This is a genomic window from Saccharothrix sp. S26, assembly GCF_021390395.1.
Lineage (GTDB): Bacteria > Actinomycetota > Actinomycetes > Mycobacteriales > Pseudonocardiaceae > Actinosynnema.
Genome location: NZ_JAJUWT010000018.1, coordinates 109306 through 130889 on the forward strand (window position 1 = coordinate 109306; position 21584 = coordinate 130889).

Annotated in this window: 17 protein-coding genes and 1 pseudogene; 6 read left to right on the top strand and 12 right to left on the bottom strand. The window is 70.1% G+C overall.

The window, feature by feature from the left end:
- Nucleotides 1–30 precede the first annotated feature (30 nt).
- Complete coding sequence (locus LZG04_RS27445; RefSeq protein ID WP_233822126.1) at nt 31–2760, bottom strand: AAA family ATPase; 2730 nt, start codon at nt 2758–2760, stop codon at nt 31–33.
- A gap of 869 nt (nt 2761–3629) precedes the next feature.
- Here LZG04_RS27445 and LZG04_RS27450 point away from each other — a divergent pair.
- Genes LZG04_RS27450 through LZG04_RS27460 form a run of 3 tightly spaced genes read left to right on the top strand, consistent with a single transcriptional unit; the run spans nt 3630 to nt 5883 of the window.
- Nucleotides 3630–4025 carry a GntR family transcriptional regulator gene (locus LZG04_RS27450; protein ID WP_233822128.1) on the top strand — a complete coding sequence of 132 codons (396 nt, stop codon included), beginning with the start codon at nt 3630–3632 and terminating at the stop codon, nt 4023–4025.
- Nucleotides 4022–4915: an ABC transporter ATP-binding protein gene (locus LZG04_RS27455; protein ID WP_233822130.1), complete on the top strand. Its 894-nt coding sequence runs from the start codon at nt 4022–4024 to the stop codon at nt 4913–4915. The genes LZG04_RS27450 and LZG04_RS27455 overlap by 4 nt, the downstream gene beginning before the upstream one ends.
- Nucleotides 4912–5883 carry an ABC transporter permease subunit gene (locus LZG04_RS27460; protein WP_233822132.1) on the top strand — a complete coding sequence of 324 codons (972 nt, stop codon included), beginning with the start codon at nt 4912–4914 and terminating at the stop codon, nt 5881–5883. Before LZG04_RS27455 ends, LZG04_RS27460 begins: the two co-directional genes overlap by 4 nt.
- Nucleotides 5884–6021: 138 nt before the next feature.
- Here the strand turns inward: LZG04_RS27460 and LZG04_RS27465 are convergent, their stop codons facing one another.
- The 7 genes from LZG04_RS27465 to LZG04_RS27495 form a co-directional block, all read right to left on the bottom strand.
- The gene (locus LZG04_RS27465; protein WP_233822134.1) at nt 6022–7131 is read right to left on the bottom strand and encodes a glutamate--cysteine ligase; all 1110 of its coding nucleotides are present in this window, start codon (nt 7129–7131) and stop codon (nt 6022–6024) included.
- 511 nt (nt 7132–7642) lie between these two features.
- Entirely contained in the window at nt 7643–8296 is a 654-nt protein-coding gene (locus tag LZG04_RS27470) for a fasciclin domain-containing protein (protein WP_233822136.1), read from the bottom strand.
- Between the two features lie 137 nt (nt 8297–8433).
- Nucleotides 8434–10077: a molybdopterin-dependent oxidoreductase gene (locus LZG04_RS27475; protein WP_233822138.1), complete on the bottom strand. Its 1644-nt coding sequence runs from the start codon at nt 10075–10077 to the stop codon at nt 8434–8436.
- Between the two features lie 54 nt (nt 10078–10131).
- Entirely contained in the window at nt 10132–10929 is a 798-nt protein-coding gene (locus tag LZG04_RS27480; RefSeq protein WP_233822140.1) for an anti-sigma factor domain-containing protein, read from the bottom strand.
- On the bottom strand, nt 10926–11528 hold the full coding sequence (gene sigK, locus LZG04_RS27485; protein ID WP_233822142.1) for an ECF RNA polymerase sigma factor SigK: 603 nt from the start codon (nt 11526–11528) through the stop codon (nt 10926–10928). Before sigK ends, LZG04_RS27480 begins: the two co-directional genes overlap by 4 nt.
- A 391-nt stretch (nt 11529–11919) precedes the next feature.
- Entirely contained in the window at nt 11920–12414 is a 495-nt protein-coding gene (locus LZG04_RS27490; protein ID WP_233822144.1) for a hypothetical protein, read from the bottom strand.
- A gap of 143 nt (nt 12415–12557) precedes the next feature.
- The gene (locus LZG04_RS27495) at nt 12558–13205 is read right to left on the bottom strand and encodes a hypothetical protein (protein ID WP_233822146.1); all 648 of its coding nucleotides are present in this window, start codon (nt 13203–13205) and stop codon (nt 12558–12560) included.
- Nucleotides 13206–13528: 323 nt separating this feature from the next.
- Here LZG04_RS27495 and LZG04_RS27500 point away from each other — a divergent pair, with 323 nt between their 5' ends.
- A complete protein-coding gene (locus tag LZG04_RS27500) occupies nt 13529–14569 on the top strand; it encodes a hypothetical protein (RefSeq protein WP_233822148.1) in 1041 nt (346 codons plus the stop codon).
- 539 nt (nt 14570–15108) lie between these two features.
- Here LZG04_RS27500 and LZG04_RS27505 read toward each other — a convergent pair.
- Nucleotides 15109–15790, bottom strand: a pseudogene (locus LZG04_RS27505) (TatD family hydrolase).
- Nucleotides 15791–16335: 545 nt separating this feature from the next.
- On the bottom strand, nt 16336–17556 hold the full coding sequence (locus tag LZG04_RS27510) for an aromatic acid/H+ symport family MFS transporter (protein WP_233822320.1): 1221 nt from the start codon (nt 17554–17556) through the stop codon (nt 16336–16338).
- Between the two features lie 337 nt (nt 17557–17893).
- On the opposite strand from LZG04_RS27510, the gene LZG04_RS27515 reads away from it, so the two are divergent.
- Nucleotides 17894–18667, top strand: a complete 774-nt coding sequence (locus LZG04_RS27515) for an IclR family transcriptional regulator (RefSeq protein ID WP_233822150.1) — start codon at nt 17894–17896, stop codon at nt 18665–18667.
- A 518-nt stretch (nt 18668–19185) separates the two neighbouring features.
- Nucleotides 19186–20208 (top strand): ABC transporter substrate-binding protein, encoded by a 1023-nt coding sequence (locus LZG04_RS27520; protein WP_233822152.1) that lies wholly within the window; start codon nt 19186–19188, stop codon nt 20206–20208.
- A gap of 86 nt (nt 20209–20294) precedes the next feature.
- On the opposite strand, the gene LZG04_RS27525 is transcribed toward LZG04_RS27520, so the two are convergent.
- Both LZG04_RS27525 and LZG04_RS27530 read right to left on the bottom strand, forming a co-directional pair.
- Nucleotides 20295–20912 carry a hypothetical protein gene (locus LZG04_RS27525; RefSeq protein ID WP_233822154.1) on the bottom strand — a complete coding sequence of 206 codons (618 nt, stop codon included), beginning with the start codon at nt 20910–20912 and terminating at the stop codon, nt 20295–20297.
- A gap of 254 nt (nt 20913–21166) precedes the next feature.
- Nucleotides 21167–21433 carry a hypothetical protein gene (locus tag LZG04_RS27530; RefSeq protein WP_233822156.1) on the bottom strand — a complete coding sequence of 89 codons (267 nt, stop codon included), beginning with the start codon at nt 21431–21433 and terminating at the stop codon, nt 21167–21169.
- Nucleotides 21434–21584: the final 151 nt, after the last annotated feature.

The following is a 21584-nucleotide window of genomic DNA, read 5'->3' on the forward strand; positions in this document are numbered from 1 at the left end:
GGGCTCTTTCTGCTCAGGTGGTGCTCGGGGTCACCCTCGGGCTTCGAAGGCCCGCGGGTCGGCACCCGTCCGCTGGGACAGGCGGTGCGGCAGGTCCGCCCGGCTGCGCATGCCCAGCTTGCGGTAGACCCTCGTGAGGTGCTGCTCGACGGTGCTGACGGTGATGTAGAGGATGCCGCTGATCTCGCGGTTGGTGTGGCCCTTCGCGGCGAGCTCGGCCACCCGCAGCTCGGAGTCGCTCAGGGCCGGTCGCCCGTCGCCGGCGTCACCGCCGCCGTCCTCCCAGTCGACCGGGATGGGCAGGGCGCCGGAGTAGGAGGCCTTGGTCTCGGCCGCCGCGACCTGGGACAGCTCGCGCGCCTTGTCGTGCTCCCCCAAGGCGTCGAGCGCTTCGCTGAGGTCGGACAGGGCCCGGGCCAGCTCGACCCGGTCGCCCGCCCGCCGCAGGTGCCGCACGGCCTCGTGCAGCAGCTTGGGCCGCTCGGCGAGCTCGCCCGCCGCGGCGAGGACCCGCAGCGCCGCGCCGCGGGTGCGGCGGTCGCCCGCCGGCAGCAGCATCTGCTCGTGGATCAGCTCGCGGGCCACCTCCGGGCGGCCGAGGGTGAGGTTGGCCTGGGCGAGGCCGCAGCGCCACGGCGCGAGCACCGGCAGGTCGATGCCCCACTCGCGCATCCGGGTGCCGCAGTTCTGGAAGTCGCTGATGGCGGCGAGCACCCGCCCGGCGGCGAGGTTGCCGTTGCCGCGGGCGTGCAGGTAGCGCAGGCCGGCGGCGGTGGCGAACATGGCGTCGGGCACGCGCAGCCGCATCAGGTCGGCCACCACGCGGTGCCGACCGAGCGCGATGTTGGCCTCCAGCAGCACGGCCAGCGGGTAGCCGATGGACAGGCCCCAGCCCTGGTGCGGCAGCAGGGCCAGTGCGGTCTCGGCGCGCGCGGCGGCCACCACGACCTCCCCGCGGCGCAGCGCGATGTCCGCTCGGACGACCTCCAGGATCGCCTGCCAGGTCACCGCGCCGCCGCGGGTGGCCTCGTCGGCGAGCCGGTCGCACCACCGCTCGGCCCGGTCGGGGTGGCCGCTGTGCACCAGGATCAGCAGGGCGGTGAGCACGACCTCCAGCGACATGTCGCCGAGCTGGCAACTGCGCAGGATGTGCTCGGCGCTGGCGATGGCGTCGGGGTGGAACTCGGCGGTCCAGAAGGTGCCGACGGCCTGCGCCGCGGCGACCCACGGGTCCGCGTCGGCCACCACGTCGGTGGCCACGGCGGTCGCCGGGCCGAGGCCGTGGAACCACTGGCAGACGATCCGCAGCTCGGCCGCGCTCTGCGCGTCCAGCACGCCCGGGTTCTCGTCCAGCACGGCGAGCGCGCGCACGGCCGTGGCCTCGTCCCCGATCCACAGCGCGTGCTGCACGACGGTCATGGCGTCCCGGCCGCGCAGCGCGCCCGCCCACATCGCCTCGTGCAGGGGTTCCATGTGCACGACGGCGGCGGCCGGGTTGACCCGCCACAGCGCCCGGACCAGGACGCTGGTGATGCCCAGTCGCTCGTCCTGCTCGGCCACGGGCAGCGCGGGTTCCAGGTAGCGCACGGCCGCGGCCACGTCGTCGCCCATGAGCGCCTGCTCGGCGGCGATGCGCAGCACGCCCACCGGCCAGCCCGGTGCGACCCGGTCGGCGGCCACCAGGTGGTCGGCCACCACGGACGCCGCCGCGCCGCGCTGGTAGAGCAGTTCGGCGGCGCGGGCGTGCAGCCGCACCCGCTCGGCGCCCGGCGTGCTGTCCAGGACCGCCGACGCCGCGCCGGGGTGGCGGAAGCCGCCGTCGAGCAGCAGGCCCGCGGCGGTGAGCACGTCGACCGCCTGCTCGACGGCCTCGGGCGTGGTGCCGGCCAGCCGGCCGAGCAGGACCGGGGTGCGCTCCTCGCCGAGCACCGCGATGGCGCGCGCGACTTCGAGCAGCCCGGCGTCCCAGCGGTGCAGGCACTCCAGCACCGCGCGCTTGAACGCGGGGCCGACCTGGTCGGGGCCGGTCTCGTGCCCGGCTTCCCAGTCCTCGACCAGGGCGCGGACCAGCATCGGGTTGCCGCCGCTGAGGGCGTGCCAGGCCGGGGCGAGCACGTCGGGGTCGTCCACCCGGTCGCGCAGCAGTTCGGCGATCCCGTCCGCCGACAGCGGTGCGAGCCGGATGCGGCGGTGCGGCCGGCGGGTCAGCTCGGCGTGGAACAGCGGCAGCGTCGGCTGCGGCCGCTGCCACTCGGCGAGCACGACGACCACCCGACCGGTCCTCATCCGCCGCCGCAGGTAGAGGATGAATTGCAGCGACGAGCTGTCGGCGAATTGCACGTCGTCCACGCACAACACGACCGGGCGTTCTCGCGACAATTCGATCAGGATTTGACACAATTCATGCACGGGCCGCACGTAAGAATGGTGGATGCCCCGCACGTCCGCGCCGGAGTCGTCCACGGTCGCGGCAATCGGCGTGATGAGGTGCGAAACGCGGTCCGCTATTTCCGGCGGCAGTCCGGCACCGTCGAACAACTGGTCGATGATCCCGGCCTGCAGGGGGCGCTCGGCAGGCGCGCCGGTCGCGGTCAGCATCAGCGCCCCGGCGGCGGCGGCGTGCCGCTGGAACCGCTGGAGCAGTTCGGTCTTCCCGCTGGCCAAACCGCCGCTGACCAGGGCGAGCCCGCCCGCCCCTGCCGAGCACTCGGCGAGCAGGCCGGTCAGTTCGGCGAGCGCATCACCATGGTCCGTCGGCACCAACCGTCCAGTTCCCTCCAGCGCAGCGACCGGTGGTCTTTTCGCTACAGCACCCCCCACGGGACGCTTTATAGCACGACTTCCCGACTTGTCCAGCGCCATCGACGCCACTACCCGATAACAATGGTCAACCGAGGTTGCCCGGGTGCCGCGAACCCTTCGTAATCGCGCACGCCGAAATGTGACCGACCCTGTCTCGACCGTGGCGAACGGGTCAACCGGTACGGCCGAATCGCGGAGCGCGGAACCTCGTCGGCGCGATTTCCGGCCGTTCCATAGCACGACCCGACCAAGCCGTCATCGGTTGATCGAACCCTAACCGCGACGGCGGTCGCACCCCCGCGGCGGACGGGACACCGGCAGGCCGCCACCGTCCCGGCGACGCACTGGCGCCCAGGTCGAGACCAAGATCCACAACCGGGCTCCACCACCGTCGCCGGACCCCGACCGGACGGACCCCAACGAAATCGGGCAACCGGTATACCACCTGAACGGTGAATCGCCCCCGAGAAAAACGACCTCCGCCGTCGATCACGACGGACTCGACACACGCGAAAAAGGGCGAATCGGACGACTGCTCCACTGTGGCCGCGACACTTCGACACGCCCTTAGCCCAACATCGCGCACCGCTTCCGAGAAGCGTGCCGCACCGGCCTCCAGCGCCAAGGAGCCGCGCGGTGCGCGCGTGCGTCTGCGTTGGACGAACGAACGGGACACGTGCCCGAGCCTGCGGAGGCGCAGCCCTCCAGGCGCATCCCCCGACCGAACGCGTACACCGTCGTGGCCGACGGCCGTGCGGGCGCGCCGACCCGCTTGACCACCCCCTTACTGCTTTACTATGGTCCTAGGAAAGCAGTAAGGGGCTACCGTGTTCGTCTTCCGGCTCGACACCCATTCCGGCGTGCCGCCGTACCTGCAACTCGTGCAGCAGGTCCGCCAGGCGGTGTTGCTGGGCTTCCTCCAACCCGGCGACCGCCTCCCGCTCATCCGCGAGGTGGTCGAGGACCTGGCGATCAACCCGAACACCGTCGCCAAGGCGTACCGGCAGATGGAGCAGGAGAACCTGGTCACCGGCCGGCCCGGCCAGGGCACGTTCGTCAACGAGCAGCAGTCGGCCGTGATGCCGGCGTCGACGTACACGTCGCTGCGCCGCGGCCTGGCGACCTGGCTGCGCCGCGCCTACGCGGCCGGCCTCGACGAGGATGCGGTCAACGCGCTCCTCACCTCCGTCCACCAGCAGATCAGGAACGAGGACGTGGCGTGACCGAGTTCGCGCTGCGCACCGACGGTGCGGGCAAGCGGTACCGGAAGGGGTGGGCGCTGCGCGACTGCACCCTGGCCCTGCCGGCGGGCGGCGTGATCGCCCTCGTCGGGCCGAACGGCGCGGGCAAGACCACGCTGCTGCGCCTGGCCGTCGGGTTGCTGGCCCCGAGCACCGGCACGGTGGAGGTCCTCGGCCACGACGTCACCGCCAGCACCCCGCGAACGCTGTCCCGCATCGGGTTCCTGGCCCAGGACCACCCGCTGTACAAGCGCTTCACCGTCGCCGAGATGCTCCGCTTCGGCCGGGCCTGCAACCTGCGGTTCGACCAGGGGCTGGCCGAGCGTCGGCTGGCGAAGCTGGGCATCCCGCTCGACCGCAGGGCCGGCACGCTCTCCGGCGGGCAGCAGGCCCAGGTCGCGTTGGCCCTGGCCCTGGCGAAGCGGCCGGACCTGCTCGTCCTCGACGAACCGGTGGCCAGCCTCGACCCCTTGGCCCGGCACGAGTTCCTGCAGGTCCTGATGGGCGCGGTGGCCGAAGGCGGGGTGACCGTCCTGTTCTCCTCCCACGTCGTGCACGAGCTGGAGCGCGTCTGCGACCACCTGGTCGTGCTCAACCGCGGCCGGGTCACCCTCGCCGGTGACATCGACACCCTCCTCGCCGAGCACCGGCTGCTCATCGGCCCGCGCACGGCCACCGACCCCGACCGGGCCGCCACCGTCGTGGAGGCCGTCCACAGCGACCGGCACACGACCCTGCTGGTACGCGACGGCGCGATCCCGACCGCGCCCGGGTGGCAGGCCCAGCCGGTCGCGTTGGAGGACCTGGTGCTGGCGTACCTGCGCCGGCCGTCCGAGCCGAGCGCCGCGGTCACGTCGGAGGTGTCGGCATGACGTGGTTGCTCTGGCGCCAGCACCGGACCGAGGTCTGCGTCCTCGGTCTGCTCGTCGGCATGTTCGGCATCGCCCTGCTCGTGCTCGGCACGCACGCCCACGACCTGTTCCCCGACGGTCCCGCCCAGTGCGCGGGAGCAGCCGGTCTCAACGACGCCTGCGCGGCTTCGTTCCGCCGGCTCGACGAGGAGTACGGGTTCGTGGAGAACCTGCTGGCGGCCTTCTACCTGGTCCCCGTCGTCGTCGGCGCCTTCCTCGGCGCACCGCTGCTCGCGCGCGAACTGGAGGACGGCACCTGGCAGCTCGCCTGGACGCAGGCCGTGCCGCGGATGCGTTGGCTGGCGGCCAAGCTCGCCGCACTGGCCGGCGTCACCCTCACGCTCACCGGGCTGTTCACCGCGGTGCTCACGTGGTTCCGCCGGCCGTTCGACGCGTGGGAAGGGCGGTTCCAGTACGACGCCTTCGACCTGGAAGGACTCGTCCCGCCGGCATACGCGCTCTTCGCGTTCGGCGTCGCCACCGCCGCCGGGGCGATCCTGCGACGCAGCCTGCCCGCGTTCGGCGTCGCGTTCGGGGCGTTCCTCGCCGCCCGGATGTCGGTGGCGCTGTTGGCCCGTCCCACGTACGCCACACCGCTCACCACCATGGAGCGAGTCCCCGCCAGTGGCTCCAAGGACCGAGCGGGACACCGGCCCGACTTCGCCGACTGGACGATCGAACGCGGCTACGCGGACGCCACCGGGCGCAGGCTGAGCTCGACCGAATACTACGACCTGGAGACCGCCGCCAACCGGACCGGCACCAACCTCAACCAGTTCCTGCACGACCGAGGCATCCAACAGTTCGGCGTCTACCACCCAGCCGACCGGTTCTGGACGTTCCAACTCATCGAGACCGCCCTGTTCACCACCGCCGCCGCGGTCCTGATCGGTGTAGTCGTGTGGCGAGTCCGCCGCCGCTTGATCTAGTCCCGCCGCTCGAAAGGTCATCATCGACCGGGCGGACCGTCAGCGACGATCAGCGGGACATCGCCACCGCGATCGTCCTGCCTCCCGAGGCGAGGCCAGTGGTCGGGAGGAGCGGGAAGCGCTCCTCCCCCGACGCAGTCAGGCGGCGTTGTCCGGTGAACGGTCGTGCTCGGCGTGCTGGGCGACCAGTGCCACGATGTCGGTCACGGCGTGGTCGTGGCGGAAGGCTCGTCGCTGCCGGCTCGCACCGTTGCCGTTGGCGATCAACTCGCCCACGAGGGTCTGCACGGCCCGCAGGTCACCCGTCGCGGTCAGCGCGGGTTCGACGTGGCGCAGCAGGCGGTGCAGCAGGTCGACCGCCGGCACGGGCCGCATGGTGTCCAGGTCGACGCCCGCACCGTCCAGTCCGTCACGCGAGGCGCGCCAGTACGCCATGCGCAGCGCGTCGTCGCCGATCCGAGGTGCTTCGACACCGTCCTCAATAGACCGCAACGAGGTCATGACCAGCGCTCGCACCAGCGCGGCGAACAGCACCGACTCATCCACGGTGGACTGGACGTCGCTCACCCGGACTTCCACGGTGGGCAGGTGGGAAGAAGGACGGATGTCCCAGTAGACCATCTTCTCGTCGAGCACACTGCCGGAGCCGACGGCCGTGTCCACGGCCGATTCGTAGTGCGCGAGCGACTCGAAGTACGGCGGGGCGCCGGCGCACGGCCAGCGGCCGACGATCACCGACCTCCAGCTGGCGTAGTCGGTGTCGACGCCGTGGTGGATCGGCGAGTTCGCGGTGAGCGCCAGCAGCACGGGCAGCCACGGCCGGACGTGGTTGCAGACCTGGACCGCGGTCTCCCGGTCGGGCACCTCGACGTGGACGTGGCACCCGCACACGACGTTCTCGGGCGCGAGCTGCCCGTATGCGGTGTTGATCGTGTGGTACCGCGGGTCGTCGGTGATCGGCGGTCCCGGCGCGTCATCGGCCAGGGCGGTGCCCACGGCGAGCAGGGTGCCGCCACACCGCGACGCCGCCTCGGCGGCGGTGGAGCGCAGGAACGTCAGCTGCTCGCGCACCTCCGCCATCGTCCGGCACACCGGCGTGTTGATCTCCACCTGCGCCCTGGTCAGCTCCAACTCCAGCGCACCGCCCAGGTCGCCGGCCACCTCGACGACGTGGGCGCTGATCGGGAGCAGGTGCCCGGTGGAGGAGTCCGCCAGCAGGAACTCCTCTTCCACGCCCACTGTCGGCACGCCGGGTGCACCCGGGTCCGCAGACCACAGCACAGGGGGAAACGACGCCATCGCCTGCCTCGCTCACAGGTTGATCACCACCGGTCCGGACCGGGGATTACCCCTGGCCGCTTTTTGCAAACCGATGGTCCATTCGGACGACGGACGGTCGAAGTGACCGATGCGGTCCGGCCGTTGGCCACCGCACCAGATGTGTCCGGCCGCAGCGTTGGCTCCGAAGAACGATGAGCTCACCAGCTCACCGGCCGTGCAGTCGGAGCGAGGCGGTTGGCCGGTTCCCGATCGAGGTCGAGCAGTCCACCGTGCAAGGTGCTGAAGGGGCAGCAGGCAGCCGGTGAGGTCGCCTCCAGCGGCAGGGACGGGTCGAGGTCGCTGGGAGCCCTGCCGGGACCGCCGCGCGTGCTGCCCTCGCCATGGTCGCTGGTACCCGACCGATCGCGATGCCGGACCGGAAGAGGCCGCGGCCCGGGGGAGATCGGCCGCGACCTCTCGTCGCTCGGAGCGGGACGGGTCAGGAGGCGGGCATCAAAACCTTGTCGATGACGAAGACGGTGGCGTTGGCGGTGGGGATGTTGCCGCACAACACCTTCGCGCCGTTGACGGTGACGTTGTCGCCGGAGCCTTCGACCTTCAGCGTGCCGCCCTGGACGGTGGGCAGGGTGGCGGAGGACAGGATGCCGTCCTTGTCCATGCGCTGCGGCACGACGTGGTAGGTCAGGATGGACGTGAGCTTGGCCTTGTCGGCGAGCACGGCGTTGACCGTGTCCTGACCGAGGGCTTCGAAGGCGGGGTCGTAGGGCGCGAAGACCGTGTACTTGGCGTCGGCCTTGTTGAGGGTGTCCACCAGACCGGCTTGCTTCACGGCGGCCACGAGCGTCTTGAGCAGCGGGTTGTTGCTCGCGGCGGTGGCTACCGGGTCGTCGACCATGCCGTCGAGCGAGCCCTCGGTGTCCTTGGGCAGGCTGGCGCAGCCCGCGCCGAACACGTCACCGGTCTTGGTGACGCCGTCGCTCATCGCCGCGCTGCTGGTCGTGGTGGTCGTCGTGTCGGCGGCGGCCGAGGACGTGGTGCTCGATGCGGCCTGGTCGCCGCTGCCGCACGCCGCGACGGAGATCAGGGCGGCGGTGAGAACGCCGATCACGGACGCGAGCCGGGTGTTGCGCATGGGAGTCGCTCCTTTGAGGACGGTGACCGGAACTCGTGTCTCCGGCTTGTCACAGGTGATTCGGTGCCGGTGGGGCACCGGATTGGTCGATCCGGGAAAAAGTGGTGCCGTTGCGCGGCGACCACGGGCGTGACTGGTCAGGGCCGGGCGGTGAACACGATCGTGTGCCAACCGGCGGCGCCGTCCGGGATCGGTTCGGCCCGATCACTGGTCTGGGTGTAGCCGGTCCGGTCGGTGGCGCGGACTTCGACGGTGTGCGAGCCGGCCGGGAGGTCGAGTTCGGCACGCCACATGCGCCAGGTGTCGACGTTGACCTCCGTGCTCAAGGTCGTGGTGAGCCAGGGGCCGCCGTCGACTCGGACCTCGACCTTGTCGACGCCCCGGTGCTGGGCCCACGCGACTCCGGCGACGACGAACCGGCCGGCGGGAACCTGTTCGAAGGGCTTGGGCCGGTCGATGCGGGACATGGTCTTGATCGGGGCGCGACGTGCCCAGTCGCGCTTCACCCAGTAGGCGTCGAAGTCGGCGAAGGTGGTCAGCTCGGCGTCGACCAGCCACTTGGTGGCCGAGACGAACCCGTACAGGCCGGGCACGACCATGCGCACCGGGAAGCCGTGCTCGGCGGGCAGCGGTTCGCCGTTCATGCCGATCGCCAGCAACGCGTCGCTTCCGGGCCTCATGATGTCCTCGACCGGGGTGCCGCAGGTCCAGCCGTCCACGCTGCGGGTCGCGAGCTGGTCGGCGCCGGGCCGGACGCCCGCCTCGGCGAGGATGTCGCTCAGGGACACGCCGATGAAGTTGGTGGTGGAGATGTAGGGTCCGCCGACCTCGTTGGACACGCAGCAGAGGCTGATCGTCTTCTCGACCAGCGGCCGGTTGAGCAGGTCGTCGTAGGTGAGCACGAGTTCGCGGTCGACCAGGCCGTGGACCCGCAGCCGCCAGTCCTGCGCGCGCAGCCTGGGCACGGACAACGCGGTGTCCACCCGGTAGAAGTCGGCGTTGGACGTGATGAACTTCGGTGTGCCGTCGCCGGTGAAGTCCGCGCCCGACGGGATCGGTGGTGCGGTCACGTCCGGGGTGAGCCGGATCGAACGGCGGGAGGCCTCCACGTCGACCCGGCCGCCGACGAGCTGCCCCGTCACGGCGGTCGCACCGGCGGCCGCGGCGACGGCGGTGGAGGTGATGAGGAACCGACGGCGTCCCAAGCCGGGCACCGACCAGTCCAGCGCACGGGTCCGGGTCGGACCGGCACCGTCGACGGTCGTGCCGACCGGCTTCGACTCGTCCTCGCCGGGCTTGCCCACCGGGACGTGGCGGGCGAGCCGGTGCAGCCACCGGAACACCAGCACACCCACGACGAGGCTGGTCAACGGTGCCAGTACGGCGATCGGGCCCAGCGTGGGGCGGGTGAGCACCGCCGCGACGCCGAGCACGCCCAGCGTCGCCGCCAGGACCGTCCCGGGCAGCGGGCCGCGGCGGGACAGCAGTCCGGACAGGACGGCCGCGGCGGCGATGACGCAGGCCATGCCCGCCAGCAGCACGATCTTGTCGTGCTCGCCGAACGTGCGGATCGCGAGGTCCTTCACCGGGTGCGGTGTCAGGTCGATCGCGGTGTTGCCCACGGCCAGGAACGGCGAGGCGAACGGGTCGATCAGCGCGGCCACGAGGTGTCCCGCCGCCAACGCGGCGGCCACGGCGATCAGGCCCACCGCCGCGGCCGCCCACAGCGGCAGCCGCGGCACCGCGGTCTCGGACGACCGCACGGGCGTGGATGCGTTCATACCAGGTCTTCGGAGTCGCCGACCCCGCGGATTGCCCCGGTCGGTCGGTGTTGCTCAGACCAGTGGCAGGACGACCACGGTCGGGGTGGTGGGTTGAGGTGATCCGCCTCGGGGTTCCACCGTCAGCCCCACGGCTTCCTTGCCGGTGAAACCACCGGCCAGCAGCGGATCGGGCCGACCGTCGGAGGACGCGAGCAGACCGGCCGCACGCGGCCCGTCGGCACCGATCAGCCACAGCTGATAGGTGCGGTCCTCGGGCAGGCGTGCCAGTCCGTGAGCGAGGAACACCACCTGTCCCTTGGTCGACGAAGCCACCACGGTGCCCGTGCCACCGCCGCTCACGTCGCCGCGGACGAGCTTGGCGTCCGGTGCGGCCAGCAACTCGGCGACCTGGTTGTTGCGGGTGTTGACCTGTTCCAGGGCTCGCAGGTCGCGTTCCAGTCGATCGTTGGTGCCCACGGCCTGGACGCCCAGCGTCACGGCGACCGCGACGGCCGCCGCAGCGGCCAGCCCCGCGGTCCCGCGCAGCCACGGGCTCCGCCTCGTGGATCCGCCTGGGCGCTGGGAGGTCGCTCGGAGCGGTTGGTCCGTCCGGTCGTCGGTGTCCGGCGGCAGTTGGCGGGTGTGGGCCGCGGCGGCCAGCACCCGGTCGCGCACGTGTGCGGGAGGCTCGACCGAGCTCTCACCGGCCAGCAGCGCGGCTGCTTCGAGCAGACCAGCCGTCTCCTGCGCACAGCTCGAGCAGCCGGCGATGTGGTCCTCGAAGAGGCGACGCTCGTCCTCGGAGACGGTGTCGAGCACGTAGGCGCCGATCAGCGTGTGCGCTTCGATGCGCGCGGTGTCGTCGGTCATCGGGTCACCCCCAGGCAGTCTCGGAGTCTGATCAAGCCGTCGCGCATCCTGGTTTTGACCGTTCCGAGCGGGATGCCGAGCACGGCGGCCGTCTGCGGGTAGGTGTAGCCCCGGAAGTAGCCGAGCAGGATGGATTCGCGCTGCAAGTCGGTCAGCGTCGACAGGCACCGTCGCACCTGCCGCTGCTCGATCTGCGCGGCGACCTGCTCGCTGACGGCGTCGAACGGCGTCTCGACGTCGCGGCGCGCGGCGAGGTCCTCCCGCCGGGTCGCGGCCGCCGCGGAGCGGACCCGGTCCACGGCGCGGCGGTGCGCCATGGTCATCACCCACGCCAACGCGCTGCCTCGACCCGGGTCGTAGCGGGCGGCGGTGCGCCACACCTCCAGCAACACCTCCTGCGTGACCTCCTCCGACTGCGCGTGATCACGCACCACACGCCGCACCAGGCTGAACACCCTGCCCACCACTACGTCGTACAGCCGCGCGAACGCCTTGTCATCACCGCGCGCCACCCGGCTGAGCAACTCCTCGGCGGTGGCATCGCCCCTCTCGCGGGTGTCGGCGGATACCGGCTGGAGCTTGCGCTCACGCCCTGCCATCGTGCCCCTTTCCGGATGAACCATCATTGACAGTTACCCACCACCAGGTGCCTGCACCGCTCCTCTGCGGCTTGGATCAACCGATCGAGGGACGAAGCCGAGATCGACACCGGATCACGCGGCGCGGCCTCCGATGACCAGGCCGGGCCCAGCAGGTGACCGAGAGACATGAACCCTCCTCGTCCAGACAGGTCGCCACCTCCTGTTCGGCGCGGGACGCCCATCGGATTGGTGTGCGCGGCCGGGGTCAGCTCGCCCGTCCTCCTGGCGAGACGGGACTCCCGGTCGAACGGTCGCCGGACGACACCCGTTCGACCAGGAGTTCCCCCGTCTGCGCACCAGAGCCTCAGTCCCGGCCCGGTTCACGAACAGCCACTCGGCATGCCACTCGCTACGCCGCATAGAAGAGTGATTGAACGCTGCCGCATTGGGTCACGGAAGAGCCGATGCCCACCGCCGCCGGGAAATCAACCACAACCCCGTCGCCGTCGAACTTGCGCACGATCTGCATGACGTGCGACTGCCCTGGCGGAATCCGAGGGAAGTCCACTGCCACGTGACCACTGGGGTTGCGGACGACCAGCTGATTGCTCATCGACACGATGGCATTGTCCCTCCTGTTGTTGGTGACGGTGACGTTCCACACCGAAAAAGCACCCGGCTGACTCCAGTCGCCATGCATCGTGATCATGATGTCGTTCGCACTGAAGTCCGGGCAGGGTTCCCCTTCGAAATCGAACGCTATGTGGTCGGCTCGATCCACCCGCACCGGCCCGGCGCCGGCACTCGAGGTGAAGAGCGTGGTCCCGAGTGCCGCCACCAGCGTGACGACCACGGCCGACCGGAAGAGTGGCCGGGTGGAATGTTTCCAGGCAATGTTGAACATGAACGAACTCCCGAATTCTCAACCATGCAGTAGTCAGGTGCTCAGCCGAGCTTGGCCCAAACCACCGACCGGATTTTGTGCCGCGGCTCCGGACCGTAGGAGTCGCCGTCCGGAGCCGCGGACGAGGAGACGCCGGCCACCACTCACGCCACCCGACTCACCGGGGCCTCGACGTGGCCGGGACGCCCAACCTCACGCCCCTCCGGCCCCGTCGGGGCGCTGCGCGCCTGACACAGCTCATTCCACGGGATCAGCTTCCCGGCGTACTTGGTGATGATCCGGCAGACCGCCCCGCCCAGCGGGGTCGTGGACAGGCTGATCGCGGTGCAGACCGTGACCCGCCAGACCGAGTACAGGAGCCACGCCGCGACCGCGGGTCCGCACGCCGGGATCTCCGCGAGCCGCTGCCCACCCACGTCGGCCGGGGCGGGCAGCGGCGGGGCGGTGGTGGGCAGCGGCGCGCCGTGCGGCTCGGCCGGCGGCTGGTCCACCGTCTCCTGGGCGGCCTGGTCGGACAGGCCCTGCGCCAGGGCGCGGTAGGTGCTGTCCGACAGGTGGGAGAAGCCCCGCTCCTCGATGATGAACCGGATCTCCGGGTCCTGCCGGAGGAGCTCCTCGCGGCTCAGGACCTCGGGCGTGGCCGCGGCACGGGCGGCGGTCTGGTCGGGGCCGCGGGCAGGGAGGCACTCGGTCTTCTCCGGCCAGTCCCGGGCGGCCTGCGCGGCGGATGCCGACGGGGCAGCTCCGGCGATCGTCACAGCGAGGGCGGTCGTGGTGATCAGTGTCGCCACGAGCCTGCACCGACGAGGCACGTTCATACTTCCGTCTCCTTCAGGATCCCTGCCGTGGTGCACCGGATGTGCACCGGTCTCGGGTCTGGCACCGCGCAGCTCGAGGTCGGCCGGCGCGATGAGAAGAGGAAAGCCCGACGATGGAGGTGTCCAACAGCACGACGGACAGGCTCGTCCGCATGCTGTCCAAGCTCGGACTGGTGCAGTCGGCAGGCGACCCTGCCGCAGGACACCTACAGTTGTCGATCGGACACTCTCGGACACAATCGGACGGGATGGTCCACAGCGGCAGGACAGCGGAACCGCACGGGCAGAGGTCAGGCATGACGACGAGCGATGATCCGGCGGTCTCCCCGGCCGTGCGTCGATCCGAGCTGGGTTCGGTGACGAGCCGAGAGGAACTGGCGAGGCTGCTGGCCGAGCAGTACGCCCGAGCCGACGTGTCGCTGCGGGAGCTGGAACTCCGGGCGGAAAGGGCGGGCGGGCCCCGGCTGGCACGGGCGACGTGCTCGGACATGCTGGCCGGACGCAGGTTCCCGAAGAAGTCGGTCATGGTGGCGTTCCTGCGGGCATGTCAGGTACCCCGGGAACAGCTCGCCGACTGGGAACGGGCCTGGGAACGGATAAAGATCACCCAGATCTCCACTGCGCGAGCCTCCGCGGCAGGACGACAAGCCGTACCGACCCCCGACCGCTCTCCCAGCGCACCCGAAGACGGCGGATCCGGGGAGGGCGGCGCGGAGGACGCCGTCACCATGACCGGCCAGAAGGCTCAGCCGGCCGGCAGCAAGCCCGGTCGCGGCCGAGACCCTGCTCGGCGTCGCCTCGCACTACCGGCTGCGTTGGCCGCCGCCGGCCTGGTCGCCGCCATCGGCTTCGCTGCGTTCACTGACTCCGGTACCCCCGCCCAACGCGACATCATCGACGACGGTCGTGCGTTCGGCAGCGGTGGGTCGAGCCGATTCGTCGTCACGGTCGATCCCGTCAACACCGAGGTACGGCTGATCCGACGTCTTGACGCCGGCATCGCCAGGCAAACCGCGACAGTCACCGTGGACGGGGCCCTGGCCGCGGTATGGCAACCCCTGCCCGAGGGACCCCATGGCTGGAAGGACCAGAGCGTTGTCCTCCCCCCTGCGCTGACCCAAGGGCGCCGCGAGCTCACCATCACGAACACGTTCGTGTCCTCGGACGTGGACTTCAACGAGTTCACTTACTTCGTCGACCACAGGGTCGACGGCGTCTGGTCCCGAGCCGACACCGTCGACGTCGGCCCCAACCACCTCGACAGCGAAGCCGTGCACCACTATCGCATCACCAATGAGAACTGGTCCGGAACCCACGCCTTCCGCTACCTGGAGTGAAGTTCGGCCCACCGGTCGGCTCCCACGCAGGCAGAGGGCCTACGCAGCCCAGGCACCCGAAGCGCTCACGGGCATGGGGTTACGGCACCGGATCACCGTCTTGGAACGCCACCTGGACAACGCCCGTGCACTGTTCTCCCCCGCCGACCGAGCGTTCCTCGCGGCACTGCCGCACCGACTCCCGGTGCAAGCACTTCGTCGACTCCGACTACCGGTACGCCGGGAGACGATTCCGCGGTGGCACCGAAACCTCCTCGACCGTCGCCAGGCAGCCAGATCCCGTCCCAAGCGGCCCGGCCGACCACGGACCATCCGCTCCCGCCTCCTGGTGCTGCGCCTGGCACGCGAGAATTCGACCTGGGGCTACCGCCGCATCCACGGCTGCTCGTCCCCAGGCACCTGCCTTTCCCCGGGCGAAGCAGGCCGCACGCGAGATGGTGACGGCCTGGCAGGCAGCCAGGCATGGGCCGGGGAGGCACGGTTCCGCCAACGCGGGTGACCGGGTTCGGCAGGGTGCACGTCGGTTCAGCACGCCGGGATCACGACCCACCCCGCTGGATCGAGTTGCCCGCGTACGTGCCGTGCACTTCGCTGTCGTCCAGCGTCAGCCGACCGCTCTGCCCGTAGAACGCGATGGGCCGAGCCAGAGCACCTGCTCCACGACCGACTGGTCGAAGTCCGCGGCGAGCATGGCCCGTCCGGTGCGCTGGGTCTTGAGCGGGTCGGACCGGCCCCAGCCGGCCGCGGAGTTCACCAGGATCCGTTCGGTGCCGTACTCGCGCAGGATCGCCACCATGCGGCGCTCGTCCATCTTGGTGTCCGGGTAGACGGAGAAGCCCAGCCAGCAGTCGAATCGGCCACGGGACGCGCCGTAGTCTCGTTCAGGTGGTCGATGACCACCCGTTCGGGTGGCAAGCCGGACTCGCGGATCACGTCGAGTGTCCGCAGCGTCCCGGCGAGCTTGTCCCGGTGGGGTGTGTGCACCAGCGCGGGCAACTCGTGGCGCACGGCCAGTTCCAGCTGCCGGGCGAACGCCTCGTCCTCCTCCGGCGTCATCGAGTCGTAGCCGATCTCACCGACCGCCACCACGCCGTCCTTGGCCAAGTAGCGAGGCAGCACCTCTCCCAGCCGATCAGCGAGTCGAAGTAGTCGGTGAACGACCCGACGTTCGTGCGCGGCTGGCCCAACCAGAACGCGGGCTCGACCACCGCCCGCACACATCTCCTCGGAGTCGTCGGTGGTGCGGGAGGTGGGTCGAAGATGCGCATCAGGTCTCGTTCCACAGCAGGTTCCTGGCACGGTGGTTGCGAGCTGCGGCCTCACGCCAGGTTCCGCACCCCGAGGCCGCGCTCCGTCGCCGCGAGCGGTCCGCCATGCCTGGCTGGTCGATTTGATCCGCGAGATCCATATGGATTCGTTCCAGGTCTACGGCGCTCCGCGGGTGCATGCCGAGCTCACCCGATCGCAGAGCCGGACTACACCTCGATATGCCGTCGAACAGTCCTCGGCGGCCTGATGAACGAGTACGAACCGGCAGCAGCCTAACGCAGGTCAGAAGATGTGACTGGCTCTTGACACCCCACAGGGGTCAGGGCCCAGCCACGCCGGAGCGCAGGTTGCTCCCCTACTGCACTCCGGCGCCATGACCGGTTCCCTCCCCCAAACGGGGAACCGCCCCTGCCGGGGAGCGGTCCTCTGGACCTCGGCGCCATGGGGCCGACGGGAGCCAGTGTTCCGATAACGCCCGAGAAGTGATTCGGCGTGACTCAGCCGTTGCGAGTCCTCAGCTCGTCGACCGCGTTGTCGCGTGTGGAGCGCACCACCGCGATAGCGGCCGCCCCAAGCGCTCCGACACAGGCGAAAGCGTAGAAGCCCCACGGGTACGCGATGCCGGCCGTCAGCAGCGCCCCGCCCAGGATCGGGCCGGAGATCGCGCCGAGCCGACCGATGCCCGCTGTCCAGCCGAGCCCCGTCGCCCTGGTCATGTCCGGGTAGACCTGGCCCACGTAGGCGTACACGAGCACTTGAGCGCTGAACACGAAGCCACCCGTCAAGAACACCGCGACGTAGAGGCCGGTCGCGGGCAGCTTGACGCTGAGCAGGGCGAGCAGCACCGCGGCCGCGACGAACCAGGCGATCACCGAGGGGCGGACGCCGACGTGATCGGCGACGCGCCCGGCGATCAGCAGGCCGGTGATCCCGCCCAGGTTGAGCGTCAGCAGCAAGCCCAGTGCGGCGCCGAGCGGGTAGCCGGCCTGTCGCATGATCTCCGGCAGCCACGTGTTCAGGCCGTAGACCAGTAGCAGCCCCATGAAGGAAGCGACCCAGAACGCGATGGTCGAGCGCAGCAGACCAGCGCGGAAGAGCCCCGCCACGACGTCACCGGTGGAGTGCCTCGTCCGGCGAGCCCGCTGGAAGGCCGCGGACTCCGGCAGGAACTTCACCATCAGGGGGATCAGCACGACGGCGGGCAAGGCACCAGCGACGAACAGCGCGCGCCACCCGAGGGGCTCGAGCAACAACAGTGCGAGCAGCGCGGTGAGTACCGCGCCGACGTGGTAACCGGTCATGACCGTGGTCGTCGCACTGCCACCGCGTTCCTTGCGGGTGTACTCCGTGACGAGCGCGATGGCCGTGGGCAGGCAGCCACCGAGACCGAGCCCCGCGACGAAGCGCAACGCGCTGAACATGAACGTCGAGGTAGCGGCGGCGCACAGCAGCGTGCACACCGAGAACACGGCCACTGAGATCATCATCGACTTGCGGCGGCCGATGACGTCGGTGACAGTGCCAATCGCCAACGCGCCCAAGGTCATTCCCACCAGTCCGGCGGTCGAGACGGCGGCGGCCGCGCCGGGGGTCAGACCCCAGACACGCTCGCGAAGCAGTACCGGAAGCACCGTTCCGAGCACCACGAGGTCGAAGCCGTCGAGCAACACCGCGGTCCACACCAGGGGCACGCCCCAGGAGCGAGTACCAACCGACACGGAAACCTCCGGGTGCGCCAATGTCCACGATCCGCTCGAACGGACCACAGCCGAGTATGTACCGACGCCAAGCCGTGCACTCCGGATCTCTTTCGCTCACCGGAAACCCGCGAGTCGGACAAATCCGCCGAGCTGTCGCGAGGCAGGCGCCCGGCTGATCGACACCGTTCGACAAAAATAGCCGAGCCATGCTCGACATCGTCGGGCCGCATCATGCGACTTTCCCTCAGGCGTGCACAACTAAACACTTCCACTCTGCGGAAGCGCCGCCTTCCCGCTGAGGCTTTCATCGCTACGATCACCACCGGTCACAGGTCGATGAAAGCGAGACAGCCGAATGTCCGAGGGATCACCCGAACGAGAACGGGGTGTCCTGGCCAAGGCGTTCGACGTGCTCGCGGCGTTCGAGGGTTCGCGGGATGGACTGGTGCTCGTCGAACTGGCTCGCCGTGCCGGCCTGCCGCTCACCACCGTGCACCGTCTCGCGTCGGACATGGTCCGCCAGCAGGTGTTGGAACGGCTTCCCGACCGCCGTTACGTCGTCGGCCGCCGACTGTGGCAGCTCGGCCTGCTGGCTCGGGTGCAGGGAGGGTTGAGGGACGTCGCCCTGCCGTTCATGCAAGACCTCTACGAGGCGACGCGGGAGAACGTGCACCTCGCCATCCGCGACGGCGATCAGGCCCTCTACTTGGAACGACTGCACGGCCGCTCGTCCGTTCCGCTGGTGAGCCGCGCCGGAGGCCTCCTCCCGTTGCACGCCACCGGCGTGGGAAAGGTCTTGCTGGCCCACGCGCCGCCGGAGGTGGTCGACCAGGTCATCAAGAATGCGGAGAAGGTGACGCCTTACACGGTGACCGAGCCGGGGCGCCTGCTGCGGGAGTTGGCGGAGGTGCGTCGGCGTGAATACGCGCGGACCGTCCAGGAGATGACGCTGGGCACATGTTCGGTCGCGGTGCCGGTGCGCGACCCGGATGGCATCGTGCTGGCAGCCATCGGCCTGGTCACGACGACGCGACGGGAACCGACGAGACACCTCGCGGCACTGCGCATGGCAGCGGCCGGCATCGCCCGCGACTTGGCGCGCCGGCCCGGTGGCAAGTCGACGACGTAACCGCGCCGACCGAGCCCTTCACCCGAGAACGCAGATCGTTGCACCGCGCATGAACCGCGATAGCGCCGCCGCTCGGCACTGGCAAGAGATCGTTTCCACTGAACGGAAATCGGCCGTGCGAAATGCACCGGTGCGCCACTTTGCGAGGAAGCTTCGCTTGACCGGAGCGCAGATTCGCCTGAATGGGCGACCCAGGCGCAGTGGCCACCTGGCTAAAGTGACGCGGGCTGCCGACATCCGTCACGGATGGCGCCGCCGAGGGCAGCCGCGGTAGCGGTGCGGTCGCACAGACACCACCACCGGAATGAAGAAAGACTCACGTACCGAGAGAGAGATGAAGGCAGCTCACTTCGTGCTCGGTGCGGTGCGCCGATGCGACCGATGCCGCGACATCCGACGTGGTGACCTCTTCATTCCCGCCGCCACCGAGCGCTGAGCAACTCGAAACCCGATCCACCACGCCGGTCGATCGCGCTTCGGCTTTCCGCACATACAGCCATACACCAGGAGATGCCCCGATGGTTCGAAGTGTCGGTTTATCGGCACGAAAGTTCGCCGGCGCGCTGTCCGCCGCCGTGGTGCTCGCCGCCGTCGCCGGCTGCGGCATGCTCGGCGGCGGCGCGGAGGAGACCGACGGCTCCTCCCTGCCGGGCAAGGTCGAGAAGAGCAAGATCAGGCTCGGTCTGCTCCCCATCCTCGACGTCGCGCCGGTCCACATCGCGATCAAGAGGGGTTACTTCGAGCAGGAGGGCTTGCAGGTCGAGCCGATCACCATCCAGGGCGGCGCGGCGGCCATCCCCGGCCTGGTCAGCGGCGATCTCGACATGACCTTCGGCAACTTCGTGTCCTTCTTCGCCGCCCAGGCCAAGGAGACCGCGAAGAACGTCGGCGGCCTGCGGTTGATCATGGACGGCTACCAGGCCAAGCCGGAGATGTTCCTGGTCCTGGCCAAAGCCGACTCCGACATCAAGTCCCCCAGAGACCTGGAGGGCAGGACGCTGGGCATCAACACCACCAGGAACATCGCGGAACTGACCTTCAGGGCCACTCTGGAAGCCAACAACGTCGACCCCGGGAAGGTGACCTTCAAGGAGGTCCCGCTGCCCGACATGGAGGCGGCGGTCGAGAACGGCGTCGTCGACGCCGCCTTCTCCAGCGAGCCGTTCATCACCAGGGCCCAGCGCAACTCGGGTCAGGTCGCGGTGCTCGACGCGGCATCGGGTCCGACGGACGGCATCCCGATCGCCGGCTACGGCACGACCGGGAAGTTCCTGCAGGACAACCCCAACACCGTCGCCGCGTTCCAGCGCGCCCTCGTCAAGGGACAGCGGGACGCCGGCGACCAACCCCTGGTCCGGCAACTGCTGACCGAGTACGCCAAGGTCGACGCGGAAACCGCGGCCCTGGTCCACTTCGGCGAGTTCCCCACTACCCTCGACGCGACCCGCCTCCAGCGCGTGGCCGACCTGATGCAGACCTACGGCCTGCTGCAGACAAGGTTCGACATCGCGCCGATGCTGGCCTCCCTGCCAGGGAGTTGACCGGAACGGCTCCCGGAGGTTCTCGGCGGTGACAGCGCCTCGACGACGCTGTCACCGCCGCGGTATTCCGATCGGAGCCAGTCGGCTCAGCCCCAGAAGGCCAACGCCTGCCTTCCGAGCGACTGCTGTCCCGCCGTGTTGGCGTGGCAGCCGTCAGCCACCTCGCTGCTGCGGAGGCGGAACGCACCGGGGTAGGTCACGTTCTGCGTGGGGTCCGCAGCGGCTTGCCGGGCCAGGTTGTCGGTCAGCTGCGGGCCGTTGGCGCCGGCCAGGAAGCACGTCCGACCGGCGTCGTAGAGCGGCTGGCCGGTGATGTAGATCCGGGCGCCGGGCGCCGCGTGCCGGCGTGCGTTGGCGATCAGCTGCTTCACCTCGTCGTAGGTCGCGCCCGCCTGGGCGAAGATGCAGATCTGCACCCACACCGCGGTCGGCTTGCCGAACCTGCTCGACTGCTGGTCGAACTTCTGCCAGGCGGCGGAGCTCGTGTCGGTCCACGACTGCACGACGAGACCGCCGGTCCCGTACGGACCCCACATGCGCGTGCCACCAATCGCGCGGTACCCCTGCGCGACGTTCTCCGCCATCGAGCAGCCGATGAACCCCATCTCGTTCGCCGCCGCCGCCGAGACGTCCCGACCGACTTGGTCACTCGCCACCGCGACACCGGTCGCCGACACGACGATCGCCGCGACCGCGGCGATCAACGCTCGGACAGCACGACCGGCGACGCGGGCGGATCGCTTCTTGAGGCCCGGTCCGTGGTGAGCGGAACTGTCCGTCATCATCGTCCTTTCCTTTTCGCGTCGTACTTCGACATCCGTCCGGGGGAACGCCGGCAGGCCGCGGTGACCTGTTCGGCGACCGTTGCGGACGGTTGGCGGCGGACATGGAGGTGACGTGGGCCGGGGAGCCCGAGCGACCGCACGGCGGGACACCCGGGATCTCACGGGCCTCGACGTCAGCCGTTGGCGCAGACCGCGCCGAACGTGGTGGTGCCACCGGTCAGGATCGGATCGTTGTATCCGCCGTCGGGTAAGCAGAGGTCGAGCAGGTGCCCTTGGCTTCCGGTGGGCTGCGCGGGCGCGTACGCGATGTTGCTGATCACCTGCGCTTCAGCTTGGAAGCGTTCGGACGAGGCGGTGGGCGCGTGGATGGACAGGCCGACCACGGCGAGACCTGCTTCCGTGGCGGCGCTGATCATGGCCAGGCGGGGACGGGCACGCATGTCGGTTTCTCCTCGCTCGGGTGGATCACCGCTCCACGCGGGACCGGGTGGTCGGATGCTCGGGCCGACAGTGGGTTGGTGACGGCATGACGCCGGAGCTCCGGACAGGTGAGGAACCGGAGCCGAGTCACCGCGTTCGGGATGGTTCTGG